The organism is Winogradskyella jejuensis (assembly GCF_900129745.1).
Lineage (GTDB): Bacteria > Bacteroidota > Bacteroidia > Flavobacteriales > Flavobacteriaceae > Winogradskyella > Winogradskyella jejuensis.
In genome coordinates this window covers 133,389-153,650 of the sequence record NZ_FQWS01000001.1, presented here as the reverse complement: position 1 = coordinate 153,650, position 20,262 = coordinate 133,389, and the positions used below count along the sequence as shown (strand labels likewise).

At 34.2% G+C, this 20,262-nt stretch carries 23 protein-coding genes; 9 read left to right on the top strand and 14 right to left on the bottom strand.

From position 1 onward, the window contains the following. Positions 1–46: 46 nt before the first annotated feature. The 9 genes from BUB95_RS00800 to BUB95_RS00760 form a co-directional block, all read right to left on the bottom strand. Positions 47–946: an ABC transporter ATP-binding protein gene (locus tag BUB95_RS00800; protein ID WP_073081729.1), complete on the bottom strand. Its 900-nt coding sequence runs from the start codon at positions 944–946 to the stop codon at positions 47–49. 125 nt (positions 947–1,071) lie between these two features. Continuing rightward, complete coding sequence (locus BUB95_RS00795) at positions 1,072–1,587, bottom strand: IS1096 element passenger TnpR family protein (protein ID WP_073081726.1); 516 nt, start codon at positions 1,585–1,587, stop codon at positions 1,072–1,074. Positions 1,588–1,618: 31 nt separating this feature from the next. Next, positions 1,619–2,659 (bottom strand): COX15/CtaA family protein, encoded by a 1,041-nt coding sequence (locus tag BUB95_RS00790; protein ID WP_073081723.1) that lies wholly within the window; start codon positions 2,657–2,659, stop codon positions 1,619–1,621. Position 2,660: 1 nt separating this feature from the next. Continuing rightward, positions 2,661–3,113 (bottom strand): GNAT family N-acetyltransferase, encoded by a 453-nt coding sequence (locus BUB95_RS00785; protein WP_073081720.1) that lies wholly within the window; start codon positions 3,111–3,113, stop codon positions 2,661–2,663. Position 3,114: 1 nt separating this feature from the next. Then, positions 3,115–4,527: a CCA tRNA nucleotidyltransferase gene (locus BUB95_RS00780; RefSeq protein ID WP_073081716.1), complete on the bottom strand. Its 1,413-nt coding sequence runs from the start codon at positions 4,525–4,527 to the stop codon at positions 3,115–3,117. Positions 4,528–4,620: 93 nt separating this feature from the next. Next, positions 4,621–5,466: an FkbM family methyltransferase gene (locus BUB95_RS00775; RefSeq protein WP_073081713.1), complete on the bottom strand. Its 846-nt coding sequence runs from the start codon at positions 5,464–5,466 to the stop codon at positions 4,621–4,623. 1 nt (position 5,467) lies between these two features. Next, positions 5,468–6,136, bottom strand: coding sequence for a class I SAM-dependent methyltransferase (locus BUB95_RS00770; RefSeq protein WP_073081710.1), 669 nt, complete (start codon positions 6,134–6,136; stop codon positions 5,468–5,470). A 53-nt stretch (positions 6,137–6,189) separates the two neighbouring features. Continuing rightward, positions 6,190–7,266, bottom strand: a complete 1,077-nt coding sequence (locus BUB95_RS00765) for a glycosyltransferase family 4 protein (RefSeq protein WP_073081707.1) — start codon at positions 7,264–7,266, stop codon at positions 6,190–6,192. A gap of 9 nt (positions 7,267–7,275) precedes the next feature. Continuing rightward, positions 7,276–8,022, bottom strand: coding sequence for a glycosyltransferase family 2 protein (locus tag BUB95_RS00760; protein WP_073081704.1), 747 nt, complete (start codon positions 8,020–8,022; stop codon positions 7,276–7,278). A gap of 189 nt (positions 8,023–8,211) precedes the next feature. On the opposite strand from BUB95_RS00760, the gene BUB95_RS00755 reads away from it, so the two are divergent. Together BUB95_RS00755 and BUB95_RS00750 are read left to right on the top strand one after the other, a co-directional pair. Continuing rightward, positions 8,212–8,679: a hypothetical protein gene (locus tag BUB95_RS00755; protein WP_073081701.1), complete on the top strand. Its 468-nt coding sequence runs from the start codon at positions 8,212–8,214 to the stop codon at positions 8,677–8,679. A gap of 31 nt (positions 8,680–8,710) precedes the next feature. Then, positions 8,711–9,424: a polysaccharide deacetylase family protein gene (locus BUB95_RS00750; RefSeq protein ID WP_073081698.1), complete on the top strand. Its 714-nt coding sequence runs from the start codon at positions 8,711–8,713 to the stop codon at positions 9,422–9,424. On the opposite strand, the gene BUB95_RS00745 is transcribed toward BUB95_RS00750, so the two are convergent. Continuing rightward, positions 9,416–10,150 (bottom strand): glycosyltransferase family 2 protein, encoded by a 735-nt coding sequence (locus BUB95_RS00745; RefSeq protein ID WP_083573286.1) that lies wholly within the window; start codon positions 10,148–10,150, stop codon positions 9,416–9,418. The genes BUB95_RS00750 and BUB95_RS00745 overlap by 9 nt on opposite strands. A 92-nt stretch (positions 10,151–10,242) precedes the next feature. Between BUB95_RS00745 and BUB95_RS00740 the strand changes: the two genes are divergently transcribed. Continuing rightward, entirely contained in the window at positions 10,243–11,064 is an 822-nt protein-coding gene (locus tag BUB95_RS00740) for a glycosyltransferase family 2 protein (RefSeq protein ID WP_073081692.1), read from the top strand. 3 nt (positions 11,065–11,067) lie between these two features. Beyond that, positions 11,068–11,889: a glycosyltransferase family 2 protein gene (locus BUB95_RS00735; RefSeq protein WP_073081689.1), complete on the top strand. Its 822-nt coding sequence runs from the start codon at positions 11,068–11,070 to the stop codon at positions 11,887–11,889. Between the two features lie 208 nt (positions 11,890–12,097). Here BUB95_RS00735 and BUB95_RS00725 read toward each other — a convergent pair whose 3' ends face one another. Then, entirely contained in the window at positions 12,098–12,688 is a 591-nt protein-coding gene (locus BUB95_RS00725) for a class I SAM-dependent methyltransferase (protein ID WP_073081683.1), read from the bottom strand. Between the two features lie 9 nt (positions 12,689–12,697). Continuing rightward, positions 12,698–13,753 carry a glycosyltransferase family 9 protein gene (locus tag BUB95_RS00720; RefSeq protein WP_073081680.1) on the bottom strand — a complete coding sequence of 352 codons (1,056 nt, stop codon included), beginning with the start codon at positions 13,751–13,753 and terminating at the stop codon, positions 12,698–12,700. Positions 13,754–13,977: 224 nt separating this feature from the next. Here BUB95_RS00720 and BUB95_RS00715 point away from each other — a divergent pair, with 224 nt between their 5' ends. Further along, complete coding sequence (locus BUB95_RS00715; RefSeq protein ID WP_262508110.1) at positions 13,978–14,613, top strand: lipopolysaccharide kinase InaA family protein; 636 nt, start codon at positions 13,978–13,980, stop codon at positions 14,611–14,613. A 52-nt stretch (positions 14,614–14,665) separates the two neighbouring features. Here the strand turns inward: BUB95_RS00715 and BUB95_RS00710 are convergent, their stop codons facing one another. Beyond that, entirely contained in the window at positions 14,666–15,481 is an 816-nt protein-coding gene (locus BUB95_RS00710; protein ID WP_073081674.1) for a 2,3,4,5-tetrahydropyridine-2,6-dicarboxylate N-succinyltransferase, read from the bottom strand. 138 nt (positions 15,482–15,619) lie between these two features. On the opposite strand from BUB95_RS00710, the gene ruvX reads away from it, so the two are divergent. The 4 genes from ruvX (at position 15,620) to mazG (ending at position 18,069) form a co-directional block, all read left to right on the top strand. Then, positions 15,620–16,030, top strand: a complete 411-nt coding sequence (gene ruvX, locus BUB95_RS00705; protein ID WP_073084992.1) for a Holliday junction resolvase RuvX — start codon at positions 15,620–15,622, stop codon at positions 16,028–16,030. 77 nt (positions 16,031–16,107) lie between these two features. Next, entirely contained in the window at positions 16,108–16,698 is a 591-nt protein-coding gene (gene def, locus BUB95_RS00700) for a peptide deformylase (RefSeq protein ID WP_073081672.1), read from the top strand. A 10-nt stretch (positions 16,699–16,708) separates the two neighbouring features. Then, positions 16,709–17,134 (top strand): DUF5606 family protein, encoded by a 426-nt coding sequence (locus BUB95_RS00695; RefSeq protein WP_073081670.1) that lies wholly within the window; start codon positions 16,709–16,711, stop codon positions 17,132–17,134. Positions 17,135–17,295: 161 nt separating this feature from the next. Further along, the gene (gene mazG / locus BUB95_RS00690; RefSeq protein ID WP_073081668.1) at positions 17,296–18,069 is read left to right on the top strand and encodes a nucleoside triphosphate pyrophosphohydrolase; all 774 of its coding nucleotides are present in this window, start codon (positions 17,296–17,298) and stop codon (positions 18,067–18,069) included. Between the two features lie 189 nt (positions 18,070–18,258). On the opposite strand, the gene BUB95_RS00685 is transcribed toward mazG, so the two are convergent. Further along, positions 18,259–20,208: a DUF349 domain-containing protein gene (locus BUB95_RS00685; RefSeq protein ID WP_073081666.1), complete on the bottom strand. Its 1,950-nt coding sequence runs from the start codon at positions 20,206–20,208 to the stop codon at positions 18,259–18,261. Positions 20,209–20,262: the final 54 nt, after the last annotated feature.

The following is a 20,262-nucleotide window of genomic DNA, read 5'->3' as shown; positions in this document are numbered from 1 at the left end:
ATTTATGATGAGATACTGAAACAAGTTCAGTATTACAAATATGTGTTTAATTAAGATTATCTGTAAGTTGAAGGAATTGTTCTTCTAAACTTTCTTTACGTTTTACGAGATGTGAAAGCACTATACCCTTATCGAACATGAGTTGGTTAAACTCTGAAGCCGACATCGGCTCGTTTAAAAATGCTGTTACCAAATCGTCTTCGGTTTTAATTTTATCAAAAAGCTTATGGTCTTCTAGAATAGAAATTAATTCGGATTGCTTCTCGGTTTTTAACTCAAAAAAGCCGTGGCTATTAATCATTTCGTCCACACGACCAGAGTATAATTTTTCGCCTTTTCTGAGTACAACCACATGAGAACATACTTTCTCTACCTCGTCTAATAGGTGAGAGGCTAACAAAATGGTTGTGCCATTGGCAGCAATATCTTTTATAATCTGACGTATCTGATGAATTCCTTGTGGGTCCAAACCATTTGTTGGCTCGTCTAGAATTAAAATCTCTGGGTCGTTAAGTAATGCAGAGGCAATAGCTAAGCGTTGTTTCATACCCAAAGAGTAAGTTCTAAACTTACTGTTCTTTCTATCCAAAAGCCCAACAACTTCGAGTTTCTCGTTAATTTTATCTGTACTTACACCTTTGATTTTGCAGACCAATTTTAAGTTTTGTTCTGCCGTCATATATGGGTAAAAGTTTGGTCGCTCAATAATAGCACCTACTTTTTTTAGAGCCTCATGGGTGTTGATGTTGCCATCAAACCAATGAAAATCGCCATTGGTTTTGTTAACTACATTAAGCACTATACCAAGGGTTGTGGATTTGCCACTTCCGTTTGGTCCTAAAATGCCGTAAACATTACCTTTTTGAATGGTAAAACTTAAATCTTTAACTGCGGTGAGATAACCAAACTTTTTAGTGAGGTTATTAATGGTAAGGATATTCTCCAAAGTGATTAGTTTTTGATTGGTTTATGTGAGTAAGACGAGCAACTTATTCTTTTGTTACAGCTAGGTACAAAAAAGCAGCTCTTTTCAGAGCTGCTTTTTTAATAGTTTCTATTGTAGTTACTGGTTTAATTCCAGTTTTCGTCAAAATCTAAATCACTGTAGTCATCTACATCAAGTCCATCTTCAAATTCATTATAATCTTCTAAATCTTCAGATTCAAAATTCTTTATTGGAGCTTCGTCAGGTACTTGACCTTGCACAAACATTAAATTTGGATAATCTGTACTTTCTGCTTCTTCAACAATTTCGGCAAGTTCTACAAAAAATGTCCACATATTTAGGAAATCGTATACATAAATCAACCGGGTAGAGGCTTCATGCACTAAATCGTTGATTTTTGTTGTGCTCATAACCTTTACTTTATTCGCGCCTTCACTAACATCGAACATCGCAATTTCTTCACCTTGATTCCATTCTTCATCACTTACATAAAATGATGCCATTTCCATACCATCAAAACCAAAAAATTGTGTAATGATGTTATGTAAATCTTCCATGGTATCCGACTCACGGATCTCTAAATCCCTGAAAATATCTTCTTCTGTATCGTTATCTAGGATAACTCTAAACCTGTAAATCATACTAAAATTTTTAGTGGCGCAAAGATACAATTTATGTAGAAGAAATAGTGCTTTTTAAATGCTTACTATTATGACTTTCTAAAATGATATAAAACTGAATACCAATCAGTATAGCGGCTATAACTAGGTGTAAGGGTTGCGAAGAGAATGGGAAATTAAAATAATACATCGCAATACCTGTAACAATCTCTAGCCCAATACAAACTATAACAAGTTTGAATTTATTGTAGCCTAATCTCAACTTTCGATTTCGCAAGAATAACCAAACGTTTAAGACTAAAACTAAAATAGATAGTGAGCGGTGAATGTAAAATTCTAAAGGTGCTAGTTCTGTAATATCCCAATTGAAGTATCCTGCCAGCTTATTTTGCACATCAACAAATTGACGCACCTGTGTACCCAAAACAATCTGAACCAACGTTAGTATAGTGGCTACAATAAGTGCGTTTCTAAATTTAGAATCGTATTTCTGGTCTTTAAAACTGGTTTTTGAGGCGTAAATTAAGTACAAAATAACGGCCACAATGACTAAAGCCATCACCATATGAATCGTAATCTTATATGGTGCAAGATTTGAATCTACAACGGTTTTACCGAGCCAAGCCTGAAATGCCATAGCAAACACAGTAAAAATAGAGAGTAGCAGAAACCGCTTTTTATCTTTCCATAACCAAATAGACATAATCGTAAAGATTAGAATTGGTAGTCCTGAAAGCGCACCAAGAAGTCGATTAATGTATTCTACCCATGTATGAAGCGGATTAAATATCGCATAATCATGTGCTGTATAAGGCTCCCAATTTTCTAAATTTCTTTCGTTTCCAGAGGTAAATGCTTTTTTTGCGACTTGTAACTCTTCATTAACAATAATAACAATGCCTTTTTTGTACTCGTGATTAGGTTTAAATTGTAATTCCGAAATATCTGTTGGCGGGATATAGTACCCAAAGCATTTTGGCCAATCTGGGCAACCCATTCCAGAACCCGTCATACGCACAACTGCTCCGGCAATAATTACCAAATAAATAAGTACCAAAGCTACTTTTACCGTTTTTCTGAATCTTTTTTTCATTTTAACCTAAATCTTTTTTAAAGCAGAGACTGTTTTCCATGTCTTTGTATTGTCCATACTTTTCAGTTTCGGTATAATTACATTTTCTGTAAAATTCTACAGCCTCAGTTTGGCGCTTGCCTGTTTCTAAAATACAAGACGTATAACCGATAATTGCGGCCCAATCTTCTAAATCTTTAAGAATTTGTTTTCCTATACCAGCCGTTCTAGTTTCTGGTATTACATACATTCGTTTTATTTCAACAGAATTATTATCAAAAGGTTTAAATGCACCACAGCCTACAGGTGTAATATTGTCGTAAGCAACCACCACATTATTCAGTGCTTCAATAGAATTAAACTGATTGTAAAACTCATGCTCATCACCATCTGTAATTTTTAGATAGGCATCAAGCTGTTTTACCAGTTCAATAAAATCTGGATTCTCTGATGTGGTACGGATGAGGTTAATCATTCTATTCAGTTTTTAGTCCTAAAGCTTTTCCTTTTTCTAACATTAAGTTGAAAGCAGCTTCGTGCTCATTAGGTATGTCGCCTTCTAAAATGGCTTCTTTTATAGCTTCTTTAATAATGCCAATTTCTTTAGAAGGCTTTAAATTAAAAGCTTTCATTATTTCTTCACCACTCACTGGTGGTTGAAAATTACGTACATGGTCGCGCTCTTCAACTTCAACTATTTTATCTCTTACAATCTTAAAATTGTTGTGGTATTTCTTGAATTTCTTTGGGTTTTTTGTGGTAATGTCAGCTTCGCAGAGCGTCATTAAATCGTCAACATAGTCTCCAGCATCAAAAACCAATCGACGTACTGCTGAATCTGTTACATCAGATGCTAAAACAATAGGACGAGAGCTCATTAATACCATTTTTTGAACAAACTTCATCTTGTCATTCAATGGCATTTTTAATCTTTTAAAAAGCTTGTAGACCATTTTTGAGCCTACAAATTCATGTCCATGAAACGTCCAACCCACCTTTTTACTAAAGCGTTTTGTTGGTGCTTTACCAATATCATGAAGTAGAGCAGCCCAGCGTAACCAGAGATTGTCAGTAGTTTCACAGATATTATCTACGACTTCTAATGTGTGATAAAAGTTGTCTTTATGGCGTTGCCCTTCTTTTTCGTCAATACCTTTTAGAGCGGTAAGCTCTGGTAAAATATAATCGAGCAAGCCTGTTTTTTCAAGGTGAATAAAGCCAACCGAAGGTTTATCACTTTCCAGAATCTTATTAAGTTCTGTGACAATACGCTCTTTAGTAATAATTTTTATGCGGTCTTTATTTTTTGATATGGCTTTTAAAGACGCTTCCTCAATCTTAAAATTCAGCTGTGTAGCAAACCTTATAGCGCGCATCATTCGCAGTGGGTCGTCAGAGTAGGTGATATCTGGATTTAGAGGTGTTTTGATGATTCCTTTTTCTAAATCTTCGACACCATTAAACGGGTCTAAAAGTTCTCCAAAATTAGAGTCATTTAAACCAAGCGCCAAGGCATTAATCGTAAAATCTCTACGATTTTGGTCATCTTCTAATGTACCGTTTTCTACAATGGGATTTCTACTATCTTCGGTATAGCTTTCCTTGCGCGCACCTACAAATTCAATTTCAATATCGTTATGCTTAAGCATAGCAGTACCGTAAGTTTTAAAGATTTGAACCTTAGTTGCGTTTGGTAAGTTATTAGCCACATGTTGCGCAAGTTCTATACCACTACCAATAGCAACAACATCAATATCTTTTGCATCGCCACGTTCTAGAAAAAAATCCCTTACAAAACCTCCAATCACATAAGCTTTAACACCTAAGGCATCAGCAGATTGCGAAATGATTTTAAAAATGGGATGTTGTAATGCGTTTTTGTAAGTCATTTGTAAGAAGGCGGATAAGCGCTAATTTTCAAAATGCAAATTTACAACATAGCTAGATTGTTTAATAATTTTACTAGCTAAACTTAAGGTGTATTATTTTGAAAAAACGATGTCGTCCGCTTTATTGTTTTTCATGAGTTCATCTAGATAATCTGAAAGTTCTTTTGGATTATCATTGTAGTTGATGACTTTTTTAGAGCGCGCGAAAGTTGCTTTAGTAAAGTGAGGTGTAATCAATTCTAAAAACTCTTGATTAGATACGTTAGAAATATTTTTTAGGTGATGCGGAACATACTCAACATACAAGAATCGTAAATCTTTAATGGTGTTTTTCATCCCCTGAAGTGCATAATATTCTGCACCTTCAATATCCATTAGCATTGCTGTTGGCTTAGCTAGGTTATTTTCAGGAATATGCTCATCTAGCGCAATCATTTGTACATCAACCTTATTTGGATTATCATGATTATACATAATGTTATCTGTCTTTGGCGCTATTTTGCTACCTCCAGAGTTCACCGTATTTTGATAGAAAGTCACTATCTTTTTTTCGTTACCAACCGCGTTATTAAACAGTTGAGCATTTTTTATGCGGTTAAGTGCAAGGTTCATTTCTATGTACCAAAATGTATCTTCATTAGCCTCGTAGCCTACAACTTCTTTTACTTGTTTTGAGATAGGAATTAAAAGTGTTCCTACATGTGTGCCAACTACATAGACAACATCATCTTTGGTTAAATATTCAGAAAGCATATTTATTTCTTCCAAATCCCAGCTACCTTCAAAGCCTAAAGATCTTCCAACACCAATGTCTTCAATTGGTACTGCAATTATTCCGTTTGCAGAGTCATAGATTATACCTTTAGCGTGAGGTCCTAAAAGCTTTTTACGCTTTTTAGACTTTAGATTTTTTTTGAAGTACTTAAATGCTTTTTTCATTTTATAAACTGTCTTTGTGTAGTAAGAGCACTTGGTATTTGTTAATGATAATTTCCCAGCCTTTCTTTCGCATATAAGCAATAACCGTTTTTCCTTTTCCGCCACCAGGTAAGCCGCAATCGTCAATAAGAACAATGGTGTTTGTATGTAATCGGTCTTCTATAATTTTGAATTCTTGCAAATGGTGTTCCTGGCTTTTTCGCTGAATATCTAAATCAGTTTTGGAGTAATCATAACTATCAAGATAAAGGAAGTCAATCTGACCTTCAAAATTTTTGAGATAGTTTAAGGAGTCATCTAAATGTACTGTAACAACATCTTGTAAGCCTTGTTTTTGAACTTCATTTTTAGAACCATTTACAGAATCTTCACTTATATCTACCGAGTGCATTACTGCACCATTTTCTTTTGCCCACTTACCAAATACAATAGTAGCCGCACCATCACTTTTAGCACCTTCTAATCCTTTTCTAGAGGTTCCTGTTTCTACAATAATCTTTACGTTACGCTCTTTTAGAAGCTTTAAAACTTTCGCAAAAGTGACGCGACGTCTTCTAAAGTTATACTCATAAGGCATAAATGGATATAAAGACCTGTGCTTTACGAATTTTAGAATAAATGGTGTCATAGCTAAGACGACAGCAAGTGATATAAATAAAGCTGTATTCATTTTTTATTGATTGTTAGTTGCGCAAAGTTAATTTTTAATTGCCCTTAAAAAAATCAAAGTAAGGATTTATAAACTTCAATGTAAGATTTTGCAGCATCATCCCAGTTAAAGGAAAGCGCTCTTTCGGTCAACAGTTTAGATAGTTCTGTTGTATTGTTGTTGAAAATCTTAATGCCTTCTGATACTATATTTGCCATGTATTCGGCATCATAATTATCCCAATAAAAAGCATGTTCGCCTCCAATTTCAGGAAGCGATGTATTGTTAGATAAAAATACAGGTTTTCCAAAACGCATGGCTTCAATTGGTGGAATACCAAAGCCCTCTCTTAATGAAGGGAAAACAAAAGCATCACAGCTTTTTAAATAATATTGCTTGTCTATATCACTAATCTTACCGGTTATGATAACTCGGTCTTGTAAGTTTAGTTTTTCAATCGTAGGGAGCAATACGTCTTGAGTATAAGAGGTATTGTTATTTCCGGAAAGAATTAAATCGTAATCCTTCAAATGCGCTAGCATTTCTACTAAAGTGTGAAAATTTTTGCGCTCAGTAAATTCGCCTATTGAAAACAAATACCGACGTTTTGAAACTTGTTCTGGTTTGTAATCTTCAGGTATTAAAATGTCTCTGATTGGGTTTCCGTTATAAATTACATATTCAGGAACGTTTGGAACATCAAAATACTGATGAGTAGATTGCTTAGCAAATTCTGAAATATAGGTTATAGCAGAGGCTCGATGAAGTTTTTCTTTGAATCTGATATTACGCTCATGATTCATGTCTGAAGAAACTTCATCAATAAAATTTACATCATGGATGGTTAACACGTAAGGAATATCATGATAAGGCTCTATTTTTATATTCTGATTCATAGAATGCCAAACATCATATTTTTTTCGTATTCTAAAAAACGGGTAACGCCTAAATGATTGATAGGTTTTATAATTGAAATACGTACCGAATTCCTTCTTTAAAACTGGAGTATCCTTAGCATGAAGTGTCATTTTAAAATCTTCAACTTCTGCATTATATAATCCTTTAATAAGGTGATAATTGAATTGACCAAAACCAAAATGAAGATTTTTAATGTTATGGGATTCTAAGAAAACTTGTGGTGTTTTAGCCATTACTTCTATTTAATCTATATTTCGATACATGGTCCAAAGCTGTATGTAGCGCTTAAAAACTGCAAATGCACTACAATATGCTAAAATAAAACCTTCTTTACCATCTAAAATTCCAAGTTTTATAATGTATTGATGAAAAAAACGATACCAAGGCCTTACTAAAAAATGATATAAATTAGGTCGCAGATTTTTTTTGAAAAGCATTTCCGCTTGGTACCTACTGTATTGGGTCAGTTTTTCGTTATAAGCATCAATGCCTTTGTAACTAAAATGGTTGCTTTTGGCTTTTAGAAGTCCGATTTTACCATCAACTTCTAGAGTTTCATGAACTAGTTTGCCATTGTATTTGCAAGTATCTTTCTTAAAAACTCTGACTACTGCATCATTTTGAAAACCACTGTATTTAATACGTTTCCCCATGAAGTGAAAGTTGCGTTTCACCTTATAGGCGTTGACATCTGTATTATTTTTTACAGATTGCTGTATCTCTTTAGCTAACTCTTCCGAAATGGTTTCATCTAAATCAAAAAACACAACCCAATTATGCTTTGCTAGCGAAATGGCGTAGTTTCTCTGGTTAGAGAAATTATCAAATTCGCGTTGAACAAATTTTACATCATATTGTTTGGCAATATCAGCTGTTTTGTCTGTGCTAAAACCATCTACAATAATAATTTCATCCGCAAACGAAAGGCTTTTAATGTAGCGCTCTATACGAGATTCTTCATTGTAAGTAATAGCTAAAGCGCTTATCATATTTGGGTAAAGTCAGTTTTTTGACAAAAATACATGATTTTTTTCATCAGAAAATTTAAAAAGTACTAATGAAAAAAATCATGCATTAGCGTAGCGTTTCCTGAAGTAAAACTCATTTTTTATTTTTTTGAAATTAAAAATTAGTTTTTACTAAAGACATATAACCAATGGGGTTTATATATTTGTATTATGAGGTTTGCGAAAAATTTACTTTTTACTTTTTGTTTTCTTTTTTTAATAGGAGTGAATGCCCAAAGGCCAGATCTTAAAAAAGATATTACGGTGACTTTAATCACTTATGAAAAAACTACTAATGATACTGTAAGATTTTCCATAATAGAAGTTTTTTCAGGGAGTAATAGAATAAAAACATCTGTGTCTGATTTTGATGGAATTGGTGTTTTTAAAATTAAAGTAAAGGATATTTTTGATGAAAATATTAGACTGAAAGTGCACGGGCCAAAATGTGTAATATTTGAAAAAAAGTATGAAATCAAAGATGATTTAAAAATCGAAATACCATTGAAATATGGTAAAACTGAGTATGTTGATTTCACGGAATTGCATATTATGCAAAGTAAACTAAACATAAAACCCGTTTTTTCTGAGGAATTAGAATGCGGTTTTGAAGACCAACCAGTTTATAGGAAAAATTGATAGTTGAGTAATTCAGAATAATTTAATTTCAATGTCTAAGCTTCCAATATTAATGTACCATTCAGTTTCTGCCTCAGATAATGAAAGTAGAGGTTTAACAATTAGTGCATTTAATTTTGAAGCACAGCTTAAATTTTTAAAATCAAAAGGCTATCAATCGTTTCATTTTAAAGATTTACAGAATTTAAAGAAGCTGCCCAAAAAATCAGTAATTATCACTTTTGACGATGTATATGTCAATCAGTTAGAGTTAGCTGTGCCACTTTTAAAAAAGTACGGTTTTAAAGCCAGCTTTTATATTCCTTTTCAATATGTAGGCGGAACAAATAATTGGGATGAAGGCGAAAAACAAATCATGTCTTTAGAGCAACTACAATCTTTAGATTCGGAAGTCATAGAACTCGGTATGCACAGTTTTGCACATGGAAATTATAAGTCCATGTCACTTGAGCAATCTATAGAAGACTTTAAAAAGTCTGAAGAGTTTATTCAAACTTCAGGTTTAAATATTCATAGAACGTTAGCGTATCCTTACGGAAAGTATCCAAGAAAAGGAGAAGAGAAAGAGTTGTTTTTCAACCTGATGAAAGACCATAATATTGATTTTGGGTTGAGAATTGGAAATCGTATTAATCGCTTTCCGTTTAAAAACAACTACGAAATTCAACGCATAGATATTAAAGGTGAAGACAGTTTGAGAAAATTCAAATTGAAATTAAAATACGGTAAGCTCAAACTATTTTAAGCCGCGTTGTAGAAGCATTAACTTCACGTATCTCGAAAAAACACCATAGGCATTAATTGAGGCTACTGCTAAGCCAGGAATACCATCCATAAAACCTTTTCGGAGAATGTAACTTCTAAAAAAGCGATAAAAAGGTTTAAATCCTAAATGAAAGTAAGTGGCTTTTTTACCTTTTTTCAACATTTGTTCTGCCTGAAACCAAGCATAACTATCTTTTTTACTAATGTAGTGTAACAAGCCTTTATAAGTAAAGTGAAGCACAGGATTTTTCAACTGACCAATAGAACCATCGATAATTAGCTTTTCGTGTACAAGTCCTTCAAAACGGCAATTGGCACGTTTTACCAAACGCAGCACATTATCCGAATGGTTATATAAAAAACGATTCATGTAAAAATGTGGAAAGTTAAGCTTGTATCCTGCATGTTTACCAGAAGTCATTGCCGCTTTTATTTCTTGTTTCAACGCGTAAGGAATACGCTCATCGGCATCTACAAACAATACCCATTCACCTGTTGCAAACTCTAAAGCATGATTCTTTTGGTTAGAGAAATTATCAAACTTTCGCTGTGTGATTTTACAATTGTATTTTTCAGCAATTTCAAGTGTTTTATCTGTGCTAAAGGAATCTACTACAATAATTTCATCCGCAAAACGTACGGAGCGAATGGCTTTCTCAACGTAGTTTTCTTCGTTGTAAGTAGGGATGATTACAGATAATTTCATTTTCATTAGATTACTGCAAAGCTAGTCGTTTCTATGTAGATAACAAATAGCTTAAAAAAGACTTATCTTTGCCAAGATTTAAAGTAAAAATAATGAGTGGTTTACCTATTACCGTAATTATAAGTACCTACAATGCAGAGGCATGGCTCGAAAAAGTTTTAGAGAGTTACAAGCACCAAGATTATGATAATTTTGAAGTTATTGTTGCCGATGATGGCTCGAAAGAAACTACAAAGCAGCTTATAGATAGGTTTAAAGCAGATTATCCGGTAAACCTACGTCATATTTGGCATGAGGACAAAGGCTATCGTAGACAAGAGTTGCTTAACAAGTGTATTATGCAAACCGAATATGATTATATTTTAATGACGGATGGTGATTGTATAGCGCGTAAAGATTTTGTTTCCACTCACGCAAAGTTTGCTGAAAAAGGGTACTTCTTATCAGGTGGCTATTTAAAATTGAATATGCCTACAAGTGAAGCTATTACATTGGCGGATATAGAAAGCGAAAATTGCTTCGATACCAAATGGTTAAAGGCTAATGGTAGCGTGAGTAGCAAGCAAGCTTTAAAATTAAATTCTGGAGAAACCTTATCTACATTTTTAGACTTTATTACCCCAACAAATGCATCCTTCAATAATTGTAATTCTAGCGCATGGAAAGACGATTTAATTGCTATTAATGGTTATGATGAGCGCATGCAGTACGGTGGACCAGACCGAGAATTAGGTGAGCGCTTATGGAATTACGGTGTTAAATCTAAGCAAATACGTCATAAAGCGATTTGTCTACATCTTGACCATCCAAGAGGTTATAAAACAAAAGAGTCTTTAGAGCGTAATCTTAAAATCCGAAAGGATGTAAAGGTTGAAAAGCGTGCCTGGACGGATTACGGAATCGTGAAAAAGTAGTTGATGCCCAATATTTCTGTAATTATTAGCACATACAACCAACCAGAATGGTTGGAGAAAGTGTTGTATGGTTACGAAATTCAAAGTTACACAGATTTTGAAATCATTATAGCAGATGATGGTTCTACCCAAGAAACAAAAACTTTGATTGAACGATTTTCTGAAACATCAAAGTACAACATCTCTCATGTTTGGCAAGAAGATAAGGGTTTTAGAAAAACAAAAATTCTTAATAAGGCAATTGTAGCTTCTCAAGGCGAGTATCTTATTCTTACTGATGGTGATTGTATTCCGAGAAAAGATTTTGTACAATGCCATTTCGAATTACGCAAATCAGGATGTTTTTTATCTGGAGGCTATTTTAAATTACCGCAATCTATATCTAAAAAAATTACAAAGGAAGATATTGAAAACCAGAATTGTTTTGATAAGCGTTGGCTATTAGACCAAGGTTTAAAGAAATCTTTCAAGTTGAACAAACTAACTTCTAAAGGTCTAAAAGAGAGACTCCTAAACACATTAACACCTACAAAAGCCACTTGGGACGGTATGAATGCTTCTGGCTGGAAACAAGATATCCTAAAGGTTAATGGATTTGATGAGCGTATGGCATATGGAGGCGAAGATAGAGAGTTAGGCGAAAGGCTTATGAATCTAGGTGCAAAGCCAATCCAAATACGTTACAGTGCTATTTGTGTGCATTTGTATCACACACGTGGTTACAAAAATGAAGCAGCTGAGCAAGCTAATCTAAAAATTAGAAAAGAAACAAAATCTAAGAAAAAGACTTGGACGGATTTTGGGATTAAAAAGGATAAAGCTTAAAGCGCTCTATAAATCATTACAATTCCACCTAAAACTAGTATTAGAATTCCAATATATTGACTTGGCTGAGTGGATAATTGTCCGTGTGATTTATCCTCATAGTACTTTTTTGTTTTCTGGATTTGATATTTGTACCAAATTAGTCCTAGTATTATTAAACAAATTCCAATAAGAACATCAACCCAATCCATTCATTTTATTTTTATGACTAAGCTCTTTTATAAACCCCAACCTTCCAGTAGGTCGATTCTCTGTCAGTATTTACTGTTTCAAAATTGAGTTGTTGTAGCTTTGGTGACGCATCAATAATATCCCAGCAGTTTTGGCCTTCTTTATATATTGATGTAATCAGTACACCTTTTGGAGATAACTTATCGGTAAAACGGTCTAAAACTTCATGTTTTAAGTGATCGTGCACATAATAAAATGCTTCATTAAATACTATGATGTCAAAAGTTTCCTCAGGGTCGTAAGTATGGATATCTGCAACAAGATTTTTAGTGTTTGCAATACCTTTTTCTTCGGCTTTTTCAATAGAAGCAGAAGAATAGTCTACATTATAAAAAAAGGTATAATCATCGGCGTTTAAACGCTCATTTAAAACAGCTTCGCCAGCACCCAAATCTAATATCACGGGTTTAGACGTGCCGTAAGTTTTTATGTATTCTACTATTTTATTGTAACGCACAGCTTCACGCTCGTTATTCAAATAGTCCCACTTTCCTTTTTTATATTGCTTATTCCAACGTCTTTTTCTACGCCAATGATGAAACTTGTCAATGATACTTAGTTTTGCCATAAATCTATTTTAGAAATGCTGTTTTAAAAAAGCATCTAGTTGAGGTAAAATCAACTCTGGAGTGAGTTGTTTGTATAAATAACTTGGGTCTTCTTCTATTTTTTTACGTTGCTCTCTGTCTGTTGAGAATAAATCTGGTTTTTCATCCAAAAGATGAATAGAGGTATGCATTTTACCATCTTCAAAACTTGCCCAATGGTCTTTTAAAACATAAGGCGAGAAGATGGTGAAGGTTGGTCTATTTAATGCTTTGGAGATATGCACCGTACCGCCTTCATTGGCAATAAGTAGCTTACACTTATTCATTAGCAACACAAATCCGCGGATGCTTTCCTCATAAATATCAAAGATAATTTTGTCTTTATGTTTACAAGCATCATAAATAGATTGCGCATTTGCTTTTTGATGTGGCGAATAATTAAACAAGGCATAAACATCATAGTTCTCCGTCACGAAATCAATCAGACTTACGATATACTCGTATGGCATAGATTTTTGCGGAGTACTTCCTAAAATGCCAAACATGATTACGGGTTTATCGTACTTATCAAGCTTGTTGTATTGCTGTTCATTTTCCGTTAAATAAATTTTTGGAACATAATCTGGATTCTGAACATCGAAAACAGATTTTACTAAATGCACTCTATCTTCCAAAGATTTTCCGCATGGATGCGACTTCTCTTTTAAGAAACTGACATTGTGTGTATAGAACGGAAGCGGAGGGTTTTTATCACGTTTCTTATACCCAATTCTGGTTTTTGCACCAGAAAGCAAAGAGATTATTCTGCTTTGCGTTTTAGCATAAGGGTCCATGATAATATCGTATTTCTTTTTTCGTATCTGAAAAGCTGTTTTAATAAGGTTTGGTATCTTTTTTAACTCTTTTTCTTTAATAGGTATAATATTGTCAATCGCTGGATGTTGTTCAATAACACCAACGGTGTAATCGTAAACCATAAAGTCAATTACAGAATCTGGAAACACTTTTTTAAGATTTGTAGCAATTAGCGAGGCTAAGAGCACATCTCCAATACGTTTGTTTTGAATGACAAGAATTTTTTTCATTAAGAAAAGTCAGCTTCAGTTGAGTAAGCGCAAAATATAATTTTATCGGCTTTTATTAAAATTTACTTTGGTATATCTTTGAGCATTCAAATAACAGCATTATTATACATTGCCATCCAAAATACAAACATTTAAAACCTCAATTAGAGGCCATTTTAAATTCTTTTGAAAGTAAGGGAGAAAGTGTTACCGTTGGTGAAAGAAATGTTATCAAATCATTTGAAATCGATGGACTTAAGCTTAATGTAAAGTCATTTAAAACACCTAATGCTTTCAATAGCTTTGTCTACAAATACATCAGACCGAGTAAAGCAAAGCGTTCTTTTGAATATGCAAGCCGATTGATTGACTGCGGAATTTCGACACCTTTCCCAATTGCATACTTTGAAGAATCTTCAGCTTTAGGGTTAAAACGAAGCTTTTATATTAGCAAACATATAGATTTTGATTTTGAATTTAGAGAACTCATCCATAAACCTTGGTTTGGAAACCGAACTGAAATTCTCGAAAAGTTTACCGAGTTTACTTTCAAATTGCACGAGAACAGCGTCAATTTTTTAGACCATTCTCCAGGTAACACATTAATCGTTAAAACTGAAAACGATTACGAGTTTTACCTCATAGATTTAAACCGTATGAAGTTTGAAACTCTAAGTTTTGATAAGCGGATGCATAATTTCAGACGCTTGTGGTTATCTAAAACGATGGTGAAAATAATGTCTCGAAAATATGCCGAACTCTACGGAAAAACCTACGAAGAAACACATGCTTTAATGTTGAAGCATAGTAGAAATTTTCAACTTAAGATTGATAAAAAGAAGTTGCGTCGTTCTGGTCGTAAGATGAAATTTAAGACATAAAAAAACCATCCTGAGGATTCAGAATGGTTTCATTGAATTCATTTAATATTAATTAAATCGCAACATCGTATTCCCGAAGCGCGTCATTAAGCGATGTTTTCTTATCGGTACTTTCTTTACGTTTTCCAATGATTAAAGCACAAGGCACTTGGAATTCGCCAGCAGCAAATGTCTTTGTATAACTTCCAGGAATAACCACAGAACGTGCAGGTACCCGACCTTTCATTTCAACTGGTTCATCACCAGTAACATCAATAATTTTTGTACTCATGGTTAACACTACATTAGCTCCTAATACAGCTTCTTTTTCAACTCGAACACCTTCTACTACAATACAACGGCTTCCGATAAAAGCACCATCTTCAATAATTACAGGAGCAGCTTGTAGAGGTTCTAAAACCCCACCAATACCAACACCGCCAGATAAGTGAACATTTTTACCAATCTGTGCACAACTACCAACTGTTGCCCAAGTATCTACCATTGTACCTTCATCAACATACGCACCAATATTAACGTAACTTGGCATCATAATAACACCTTTAGAAATGTATGCGCCATGTCTTGCTACTGCATTTGGTACTACACGGATTCCTTTTTCGGCATAACCTGTTTTAAGCGGCATTTTATCATGGTACTCAAAAATACCTGCTTCAAGCGTTTCCATTTTTTGGATTGGGAAATAGAGTACAACTGCTTTTTTTACCCATTCGTTGACTTGCCAGCCATCAGCTGTCGGTTCTGCAACACGTAGAGTACCTTCATCGATAAGGTTAATAACACTTCGTATAGCATCAATAGTGACTTCATTTGTTAGCAAAGAACGGTCGTTCCAAGCATTTTCTATAACGGTTTGTATTTGATTCATTTTAAAAATTTTGAAATTCAAAGATACATGGCATTGAAAAGAATGTAAAACTATTTTGAAAAATTTGTGAGGAATTCTTAAAACTGTGAAATAATCAACAGTATGAATAGTTATATTCTAACTATCTTTGCGCCAGATATGGGAAGACTTTTGGCAATAGATTACGGGACTAAACGAACAGGTATCGCTGTCACAGACGAGCTGCAGATTATAGCATCTGGATTAACGACAGTGGATACATCTCGTTTGATTTCGTTTTTGAAAGATTACACGTCTAAAGAAACTGTAGACAAAATCGTTGTTGGCTTGCCAAAGCAAATGGATAATTCAGCTTCGGAGAGTGAGATTTATATCCAAAAATTCTTGGTGAAATTAGAGAAAGAAATCCCAGAGATTCCAGTTGAGCGAGTCGATGAACGTTTTACCTCAAAAATGGCATTTCAAACTATGATAGATAGTGGCTTAGGAAAGAAACAACGCAGAAATAAAGCCTTAGTTGACGAAATTAGTGCAACACTTATTTTGCAGAGTTATATGGCTTCGCTATAAATAGCACTAACTATTACCATAAAACATATCGATAATACGTTAAGAATTGTATTTTTGCATCCGTAAAAAATAAAATCATGATTTTACCAATTGTAGCATACGGCGATTCGGTTTTAAAGAAAAAAGCAGTGGAGATTGATGCAGATTACCCTAAGCTTAACGAGCTTATTGCTAATATGTACGAAACCATGTATGGTGCATATGGTGTTGGTTTGGCCGCTCCTCAAATAGGATTAGCTATTCGCATGTTTTTGGTAGATACTTCTCCTTTTGCTGACGATGAAAGCTTTTCTGAAAAAGAGCAAGAAGAATTAAAGAATTTTAAGAAGACGTTTATCAACCCTATTATGCTTGAAGAAGAAGGTGATGAGTGGGCGTTTAACGAAGGCTGTTTAAGTATCCCAGATATACGAGAAGACGTATTTAGACAACCAAAGATTAAGATTCAATACCAAGATGAAGACTTTAATACGTATACAGAAGAATATGACGGTCTAATAGCCCGTGTTATTCAGCATGAATACGACCATATTGAAGGAATTTTATTTACAGACAAACTATCATCGTTTAAAAAGCGTTTGTTAAAAGGAAAGTTGCAAAACATTTCTAAAGGAAAAATTAGAGCAGATTACAAAATGCGTTTCCCTGCAATGAGCAGAAAACGTTAAAAATATACACATGAGTTTAGATAAAATATTATCAATTTCTGGTAAGCCAGGATTATATCAAATCGTAACACAGACACGTACAGGAGCTGTTGTAGAATCGTTATTAGATAAAAAACGTATCACTGTTGGTGCACACAGTAATATTAGTATTCTTAGTGAGATTGCTATTTACACATTAACTGAAGAAGTGCCACTTCGTAAGGTTTTAAAAACGATTAAAGAGAAATATAACGGAGAGCAGACCGCTATAAGTCATAAAGCGAGTAAAGACGAATTAGAAGAGTTTTTCTTCGAAATTTTACCAGATTATGATGAAGACCGCGTTTACGCTTCAGATGTAAAAAAAGTGATTCAGTGGTATAATATTCTTCAAAAAAATGACTTGTTAGAAAGTCTCGAAGAAGAAATGACCGATGTATCTGAAGAGGAAGAATAGTATTTTTAGATAGATTATTGTCTGGTTGAGCACAGTCGAAACCTATTTTAATGGACTAAACATAATTAGTTCTTAATACTATTTTATTTCTTAAAAGTTCGGAATAAAATCACGCGAACTAATAATAGATAAGTGATTTGTATTTATTAAGCTAAATTAAAATGTCCGATAGAGCTAGCCAATTAAAAGCCTTTGACCGTTTGTTAACCATTATGGACGAGTTGCGTGAGCAATGTCCTTGGGATAAGAAGCAAACGATGGAGTCGTTACGTCATCTCACCATAGAAGAGGTTTACGAGCTTGGTGATGCGATTCTGGATAACGATTTAGATGAGGTTAAAAAAGAACTGGGCGATGTGCTTTTGCATATTGTATTCTACTCTAAGATTGGTAGCGAAACCAAGGATTTTGATATTGCTGATGTTTGCCATAGTATTTGTGACAAATTAGTAGACAGACACCCACATATTTACGGTGATGTTAAGGTTAATGACGAGGAAGATGTAAAGCGCAACTGGGAGCAGTTGAAACTTAAAGAAGGGAAGAAGAGCGTGCTAGAAGGCGTGCCTAAAAGTTTACCAGCTATGGTAAAAGCCAATCGTATACAAGATAAGGTAGCTGGTGTTGGTTTTGATTGGGAAAAACCAGAACAAGTTTTTGAAAAAGTAGAGGAGGAGTTAGCCGAACTTAAGGCAGAAATCACCTCAGGAAATAAAGACTGTATAGAAAGTGAATTTGGAGATGTGCTTTTCTCTATGGTTAATTATGCACGTTTCTTAAAAGTAAATCCAGAAAACGCTTTGGAGCGTACTAATAAAAAATTTATTAAGCGCTTTCAATACTTAGAAGCTAAGTCTAAATCACTGAATAAGTCCTTAAAAGACATGACATTATCTGAAATGGATGTCTTTTGGGAAGAGGCTAAAAAGCTTTAAACTGTTAAAGTTTTAGGTTTAAAAATCCAAACTAAAATCTAACTCGTAATTATATTGAAACCTTACCAAAGTAGGTTTCATATTTGTAGAATCTTAATTATTGTTTAGCGGTTTTAATTAAGGTTAATTTAGTTTAGTTAGGGCAAAACCCATCCGCCACTGGCGAGATGGGTTTTGGATTTTATAATACTATTCTTCTTCGTCTGTAGAGTACATCGCACGCACACGTTTTAGCTTACTTTTCCATGTGCTTAACTCTGTTTTATGCTTAGCGATGTTTTTATGAACCTCTTGTACAAGTGGATTATCATCGTTTACATTAGAGAAGAATTGTAGATTGTTTTCTAACTGGTTGATTTCAGATTTTACCTCGTCTATCTTTTTGCGGATAAAGTTTTGCTCGTTATCTAACTGTCTCGTGTCTTCACCACCAGAAATACCTTCTAATCGGCTCTCAAAACGTATCATATCTAATTTAGACTTATCCATTTTTAGCTTATCAAAAGCGGCATCAACCGCTTTATGAAACTTACCGTCTATAAAGCGCTTGTTTTGTGGTACAAACCCAATTGACTTATAGGTTTTTATAGTCTCTTGTAATTTTGCGATATCGGCTTTAGTATCCTCAGAGCACTCAAAAACTTTTACTGTATCTAAGAGTGCTTGTTTTTTGTCAAAAGCATCGTAGAGTTCTTTATTTTCGGCTTTTCGCTCTGCATGCATACGGTCGAAATAGTGATTGCACGCATTCTTAAATTGCTTCCAAATTTTATCAGAATCCTTACGTGGTACATGACCAACGGTTTTCCACTCGTTTTGGATTTTCTTCATCAGTGGCGTTACTGTACTAAAATCATCACTGTCTTTGTTATCCTCAGCAACCTTTATCAATTCTAACTTTTTCTGAAGATTAGCATATTGGTCTTTCTTCAAGTTTTTATAGAATTTATTTTTATTACGATTAAACTCTCTTACCGCATCTTTAAACTTTTTCCAAGTCGCTTCATTAACTTTTAGAGGTACTTTACCCGCATTAAAAAAGTCTTGGCGCAAGGCTTCTAATTCTTTTATTCGCTTTTGTAATATGTTATGAGATTGCGTTTCCTCAGTAGTAAGGGCTTTTATTTTTTCAATGATTTCTTCCTTGCGGACTAAATTTTTCTCGTAGGCCTTATCTAAGTCGGCATAATAGTCTTGACGCTTATCATGTATGATTTTAGTGGCATTACTAAAGCGCTCCCAAATCTCCTCGCGATGCTCTTTAGCCACAGGACCAAGCTCTTCTTTCCATAGCTTGTGTAAGACTTGTAATTCTCTAAAAGAATGATTGATGTTTTCTTCAGCAGCAAGCTCTTCGGCACGTTGAATAATTTTAAGTTTTTGCTCGTAGTTGTGTTTAAAGTCCATATCACGTAAATCGCGATTGATATGTAAAAAGTCATAAAAACGTTCTACATGATGGTGATAGGTATTCCAAGCATTGTTGTATTTGTCTCTAGGAATTGGCCCAGCATTTCGCCACTTTTCTTGTAGCTCTTTAAACTGCTTGTAGGTTTCTCCCATATTTTCTTCAACGCCTACAAGACCTTTTATTTCCTCGATAATAGCAAGTCTATTCTCTAGATTTTGCTTCAAGGATTTTTCTCTGTCTTTGTAATAGCTGTTAATTGCGTGTTTGTATTCTTTTATGGCAGAATTGAAACGCTTTTTGGTATCGTTAGAGTAGTAGAAGTCAATCGGGTTTCCGCCATCGGATATAAATTGCTCTTTTTTCTCCTCTAAAAGCGCATTGTATTTAGAATTGAATTCAGATTTTATCTCATTAACATGAGACGATATGGTTTGTATTTTGTTGTTTTTTAAAAGCTTCTCAAATTCTGAAACCAAAGCATCCATACCCATAGCATGGTAATCCTTGTCTTCTAGTTTATGACGCTCAGCGTTAGATTCGTCCTCAGCATCCTCAGCATTAGAATTTTCAATCTCTTCTACATGAGCTTCTTCTGTAGTTTCTACTTCTTCAGTAGGAGTTTCCTCAGCTTTAAATTCGGTTTGGTTTTCGTTTGGTGTCGATTCTACTTTAGTTTCCTCAACCTCGTTTTTTCCGTCTGCATTCTGCAGGGTATCTTTCTCAGACATTTGTCGTTATTTTTAAATGTGGACGTTAAAGATAACAAATGACTTGCAAATACA

What these genes read in the sequence shown, in the direction of transcription:
- BUB95_RS00785 (WP_073081720.1), bottom strand. Translation starts at nt 3,113, where the DNA reads ATGATTAACCTCATCCGTACCACATCAGAGAATCCAGATTTTATTGAA.
- BUB95_RS00720 (WP_073081680.1), bottom strand. Translation starts at nt 13,753, where the DNA reads ATGAAAAAAATTCTTGTCATTCAAAACAAACGTATTGGAGATGTGCTC.
- def (WP_073081672.1), top strand. Translation starts at nt 16,108, where the DNA reads ATGATTTTACCAATTGTAGCATACGGCGATTCGGTTTTAAAGAAAAAA.
- ruvX (WP_073084992.1), top strand. Translation starts at nt 15,620, where the DNA reads ATGGGAAGACTTTTGGCAATAGATTACGGGACTAAACGAACAGGTATC.
- BUB95_RS00695 (WP_073081670.1), top strand. Translation starts at nt 16,709, where the DNA reads ATGAGTTTAGATAAAATATTATCAATTTCTGGTAAGCCAGGATTATAT.
- BUB95_RS00740 (WP_073081692.1), top strand. Translation starts at nt 10,243, where the DNA reads ATGAGTGGTTTACCTATTACCGTAATTATAAGTACCTACAATGCAGAG.
- BUB95_RS00755 (WP_073081701.1), top strand. Translation starts at nt 8,212, where the DNA reads ATGAGGTTTGCGAAAAATTTACTTTTTACTTTTTGTTTTCTTTTTTTA.
- BUB95_RS00685 (WP_073081666.1), bottom strand. Translation starts at nt 20,208, where the DNA reads ATGTCTGAGAAAGATACCCTGCAGAATGCAGACGGAAAAAACGAGGTT.
- BUB95_RS00710 (WP_073081674.1), bottom strand. Translation starts at nt 15,481, where the DNA reads ATGAATCAAATACAAACCGTTATAGAAAATGCTTGGAACGACCGTTCT.
- BUB95_RS00745 (WP_083573286.1), bottom strand. Translation starts at nt 10,150, where the DNA reads ATGAAATTATCTGTAATCATCCCTACTTACAACGAAGAAAACTACGTT.
- BUB95_RS00775 (WP_073081713.1), bottom strand. Translation starts at nt 5,466, where the DNA reads ATGAAAAAAGCATTTAAGTACTTCAAAAAAAATCTAAAGTCTAAAAAG.
- BUB95_RS00795 (WP_073081726.1), bottom strand. Translation starts at nt 1,587, where the DNA reads ATGATTTACAGGTTTAGAGTTATCCTAGATAACGATACAGAAGAAGAT.
- BUB95_RS00735 (WP_073081689.1), top strand. Translation starts at nt 11,068, where the DNA reads ATGCCCAATATTTCTGTAATTATTAGCACATACAACCAACCAGAATGG.
- BUB95_RS00760 (WP_073081704.1), bottom strand. Translation starts at nt 8,022, where the DNA reads ATGATAAGCGCTTTAGCTATTACTTACAATGAAGAATCTCGTATAGAG.
- BUB95_RS00790 (WP_073081723.1), bottom strand. Translation starts at nt 2,659, where the DNA reads ATGAAAAAAAGATTCAGAAAAACGGTAAAAGTAGCTTTGGTACTTATT.
- mazG (WP_073081668.1), top strand. Translation starts at nt 17,296, where the DNA reads ATGTCCGATAGAGCTAGCCAATTAAAAGCCTTTGACCGTTTGTTAACC.
- BUB95_RS00780 (WP_073081716.1), bottom strand. Translation starts at nt 4,527, where the DNA reads ATGACTTACAAAAACGCATTACAACATCCCATTTTTAAAATCATTTCG.
- BUB95_RS00750 (WP_073081698.1), top strand. Translation starts at nt 8,711, where the DNA reads ATGTCTAAGCTTCCAATATTAATGTACCATTCAGTTTCTGCCTCAGAT.
- BUB95_RS00765 (WP_073081707.1), bottom strand. Translation starts at nt 7,266, where the DNA reads ATGGCTAAAACACCACAAGTTTTCTTAGAATCCCATAACATTAAAAAT.
- BUB95_RS00770 (WP_073081710.1), bottom strand. Translation starts at nt 6,136, where the DNA reads ATGAATACAGCTTTATTTATATCACTTGCTGTCGTCTTAGCTATGACA.
- BUB95_RS00725 (WP_073081683.1), bottom strand. Translation starts at nt 12,688, where the DNA reads ATGGCAAAACTAAGTATCATTGACAAGTTTCATCATTGGCGTAGAAAA.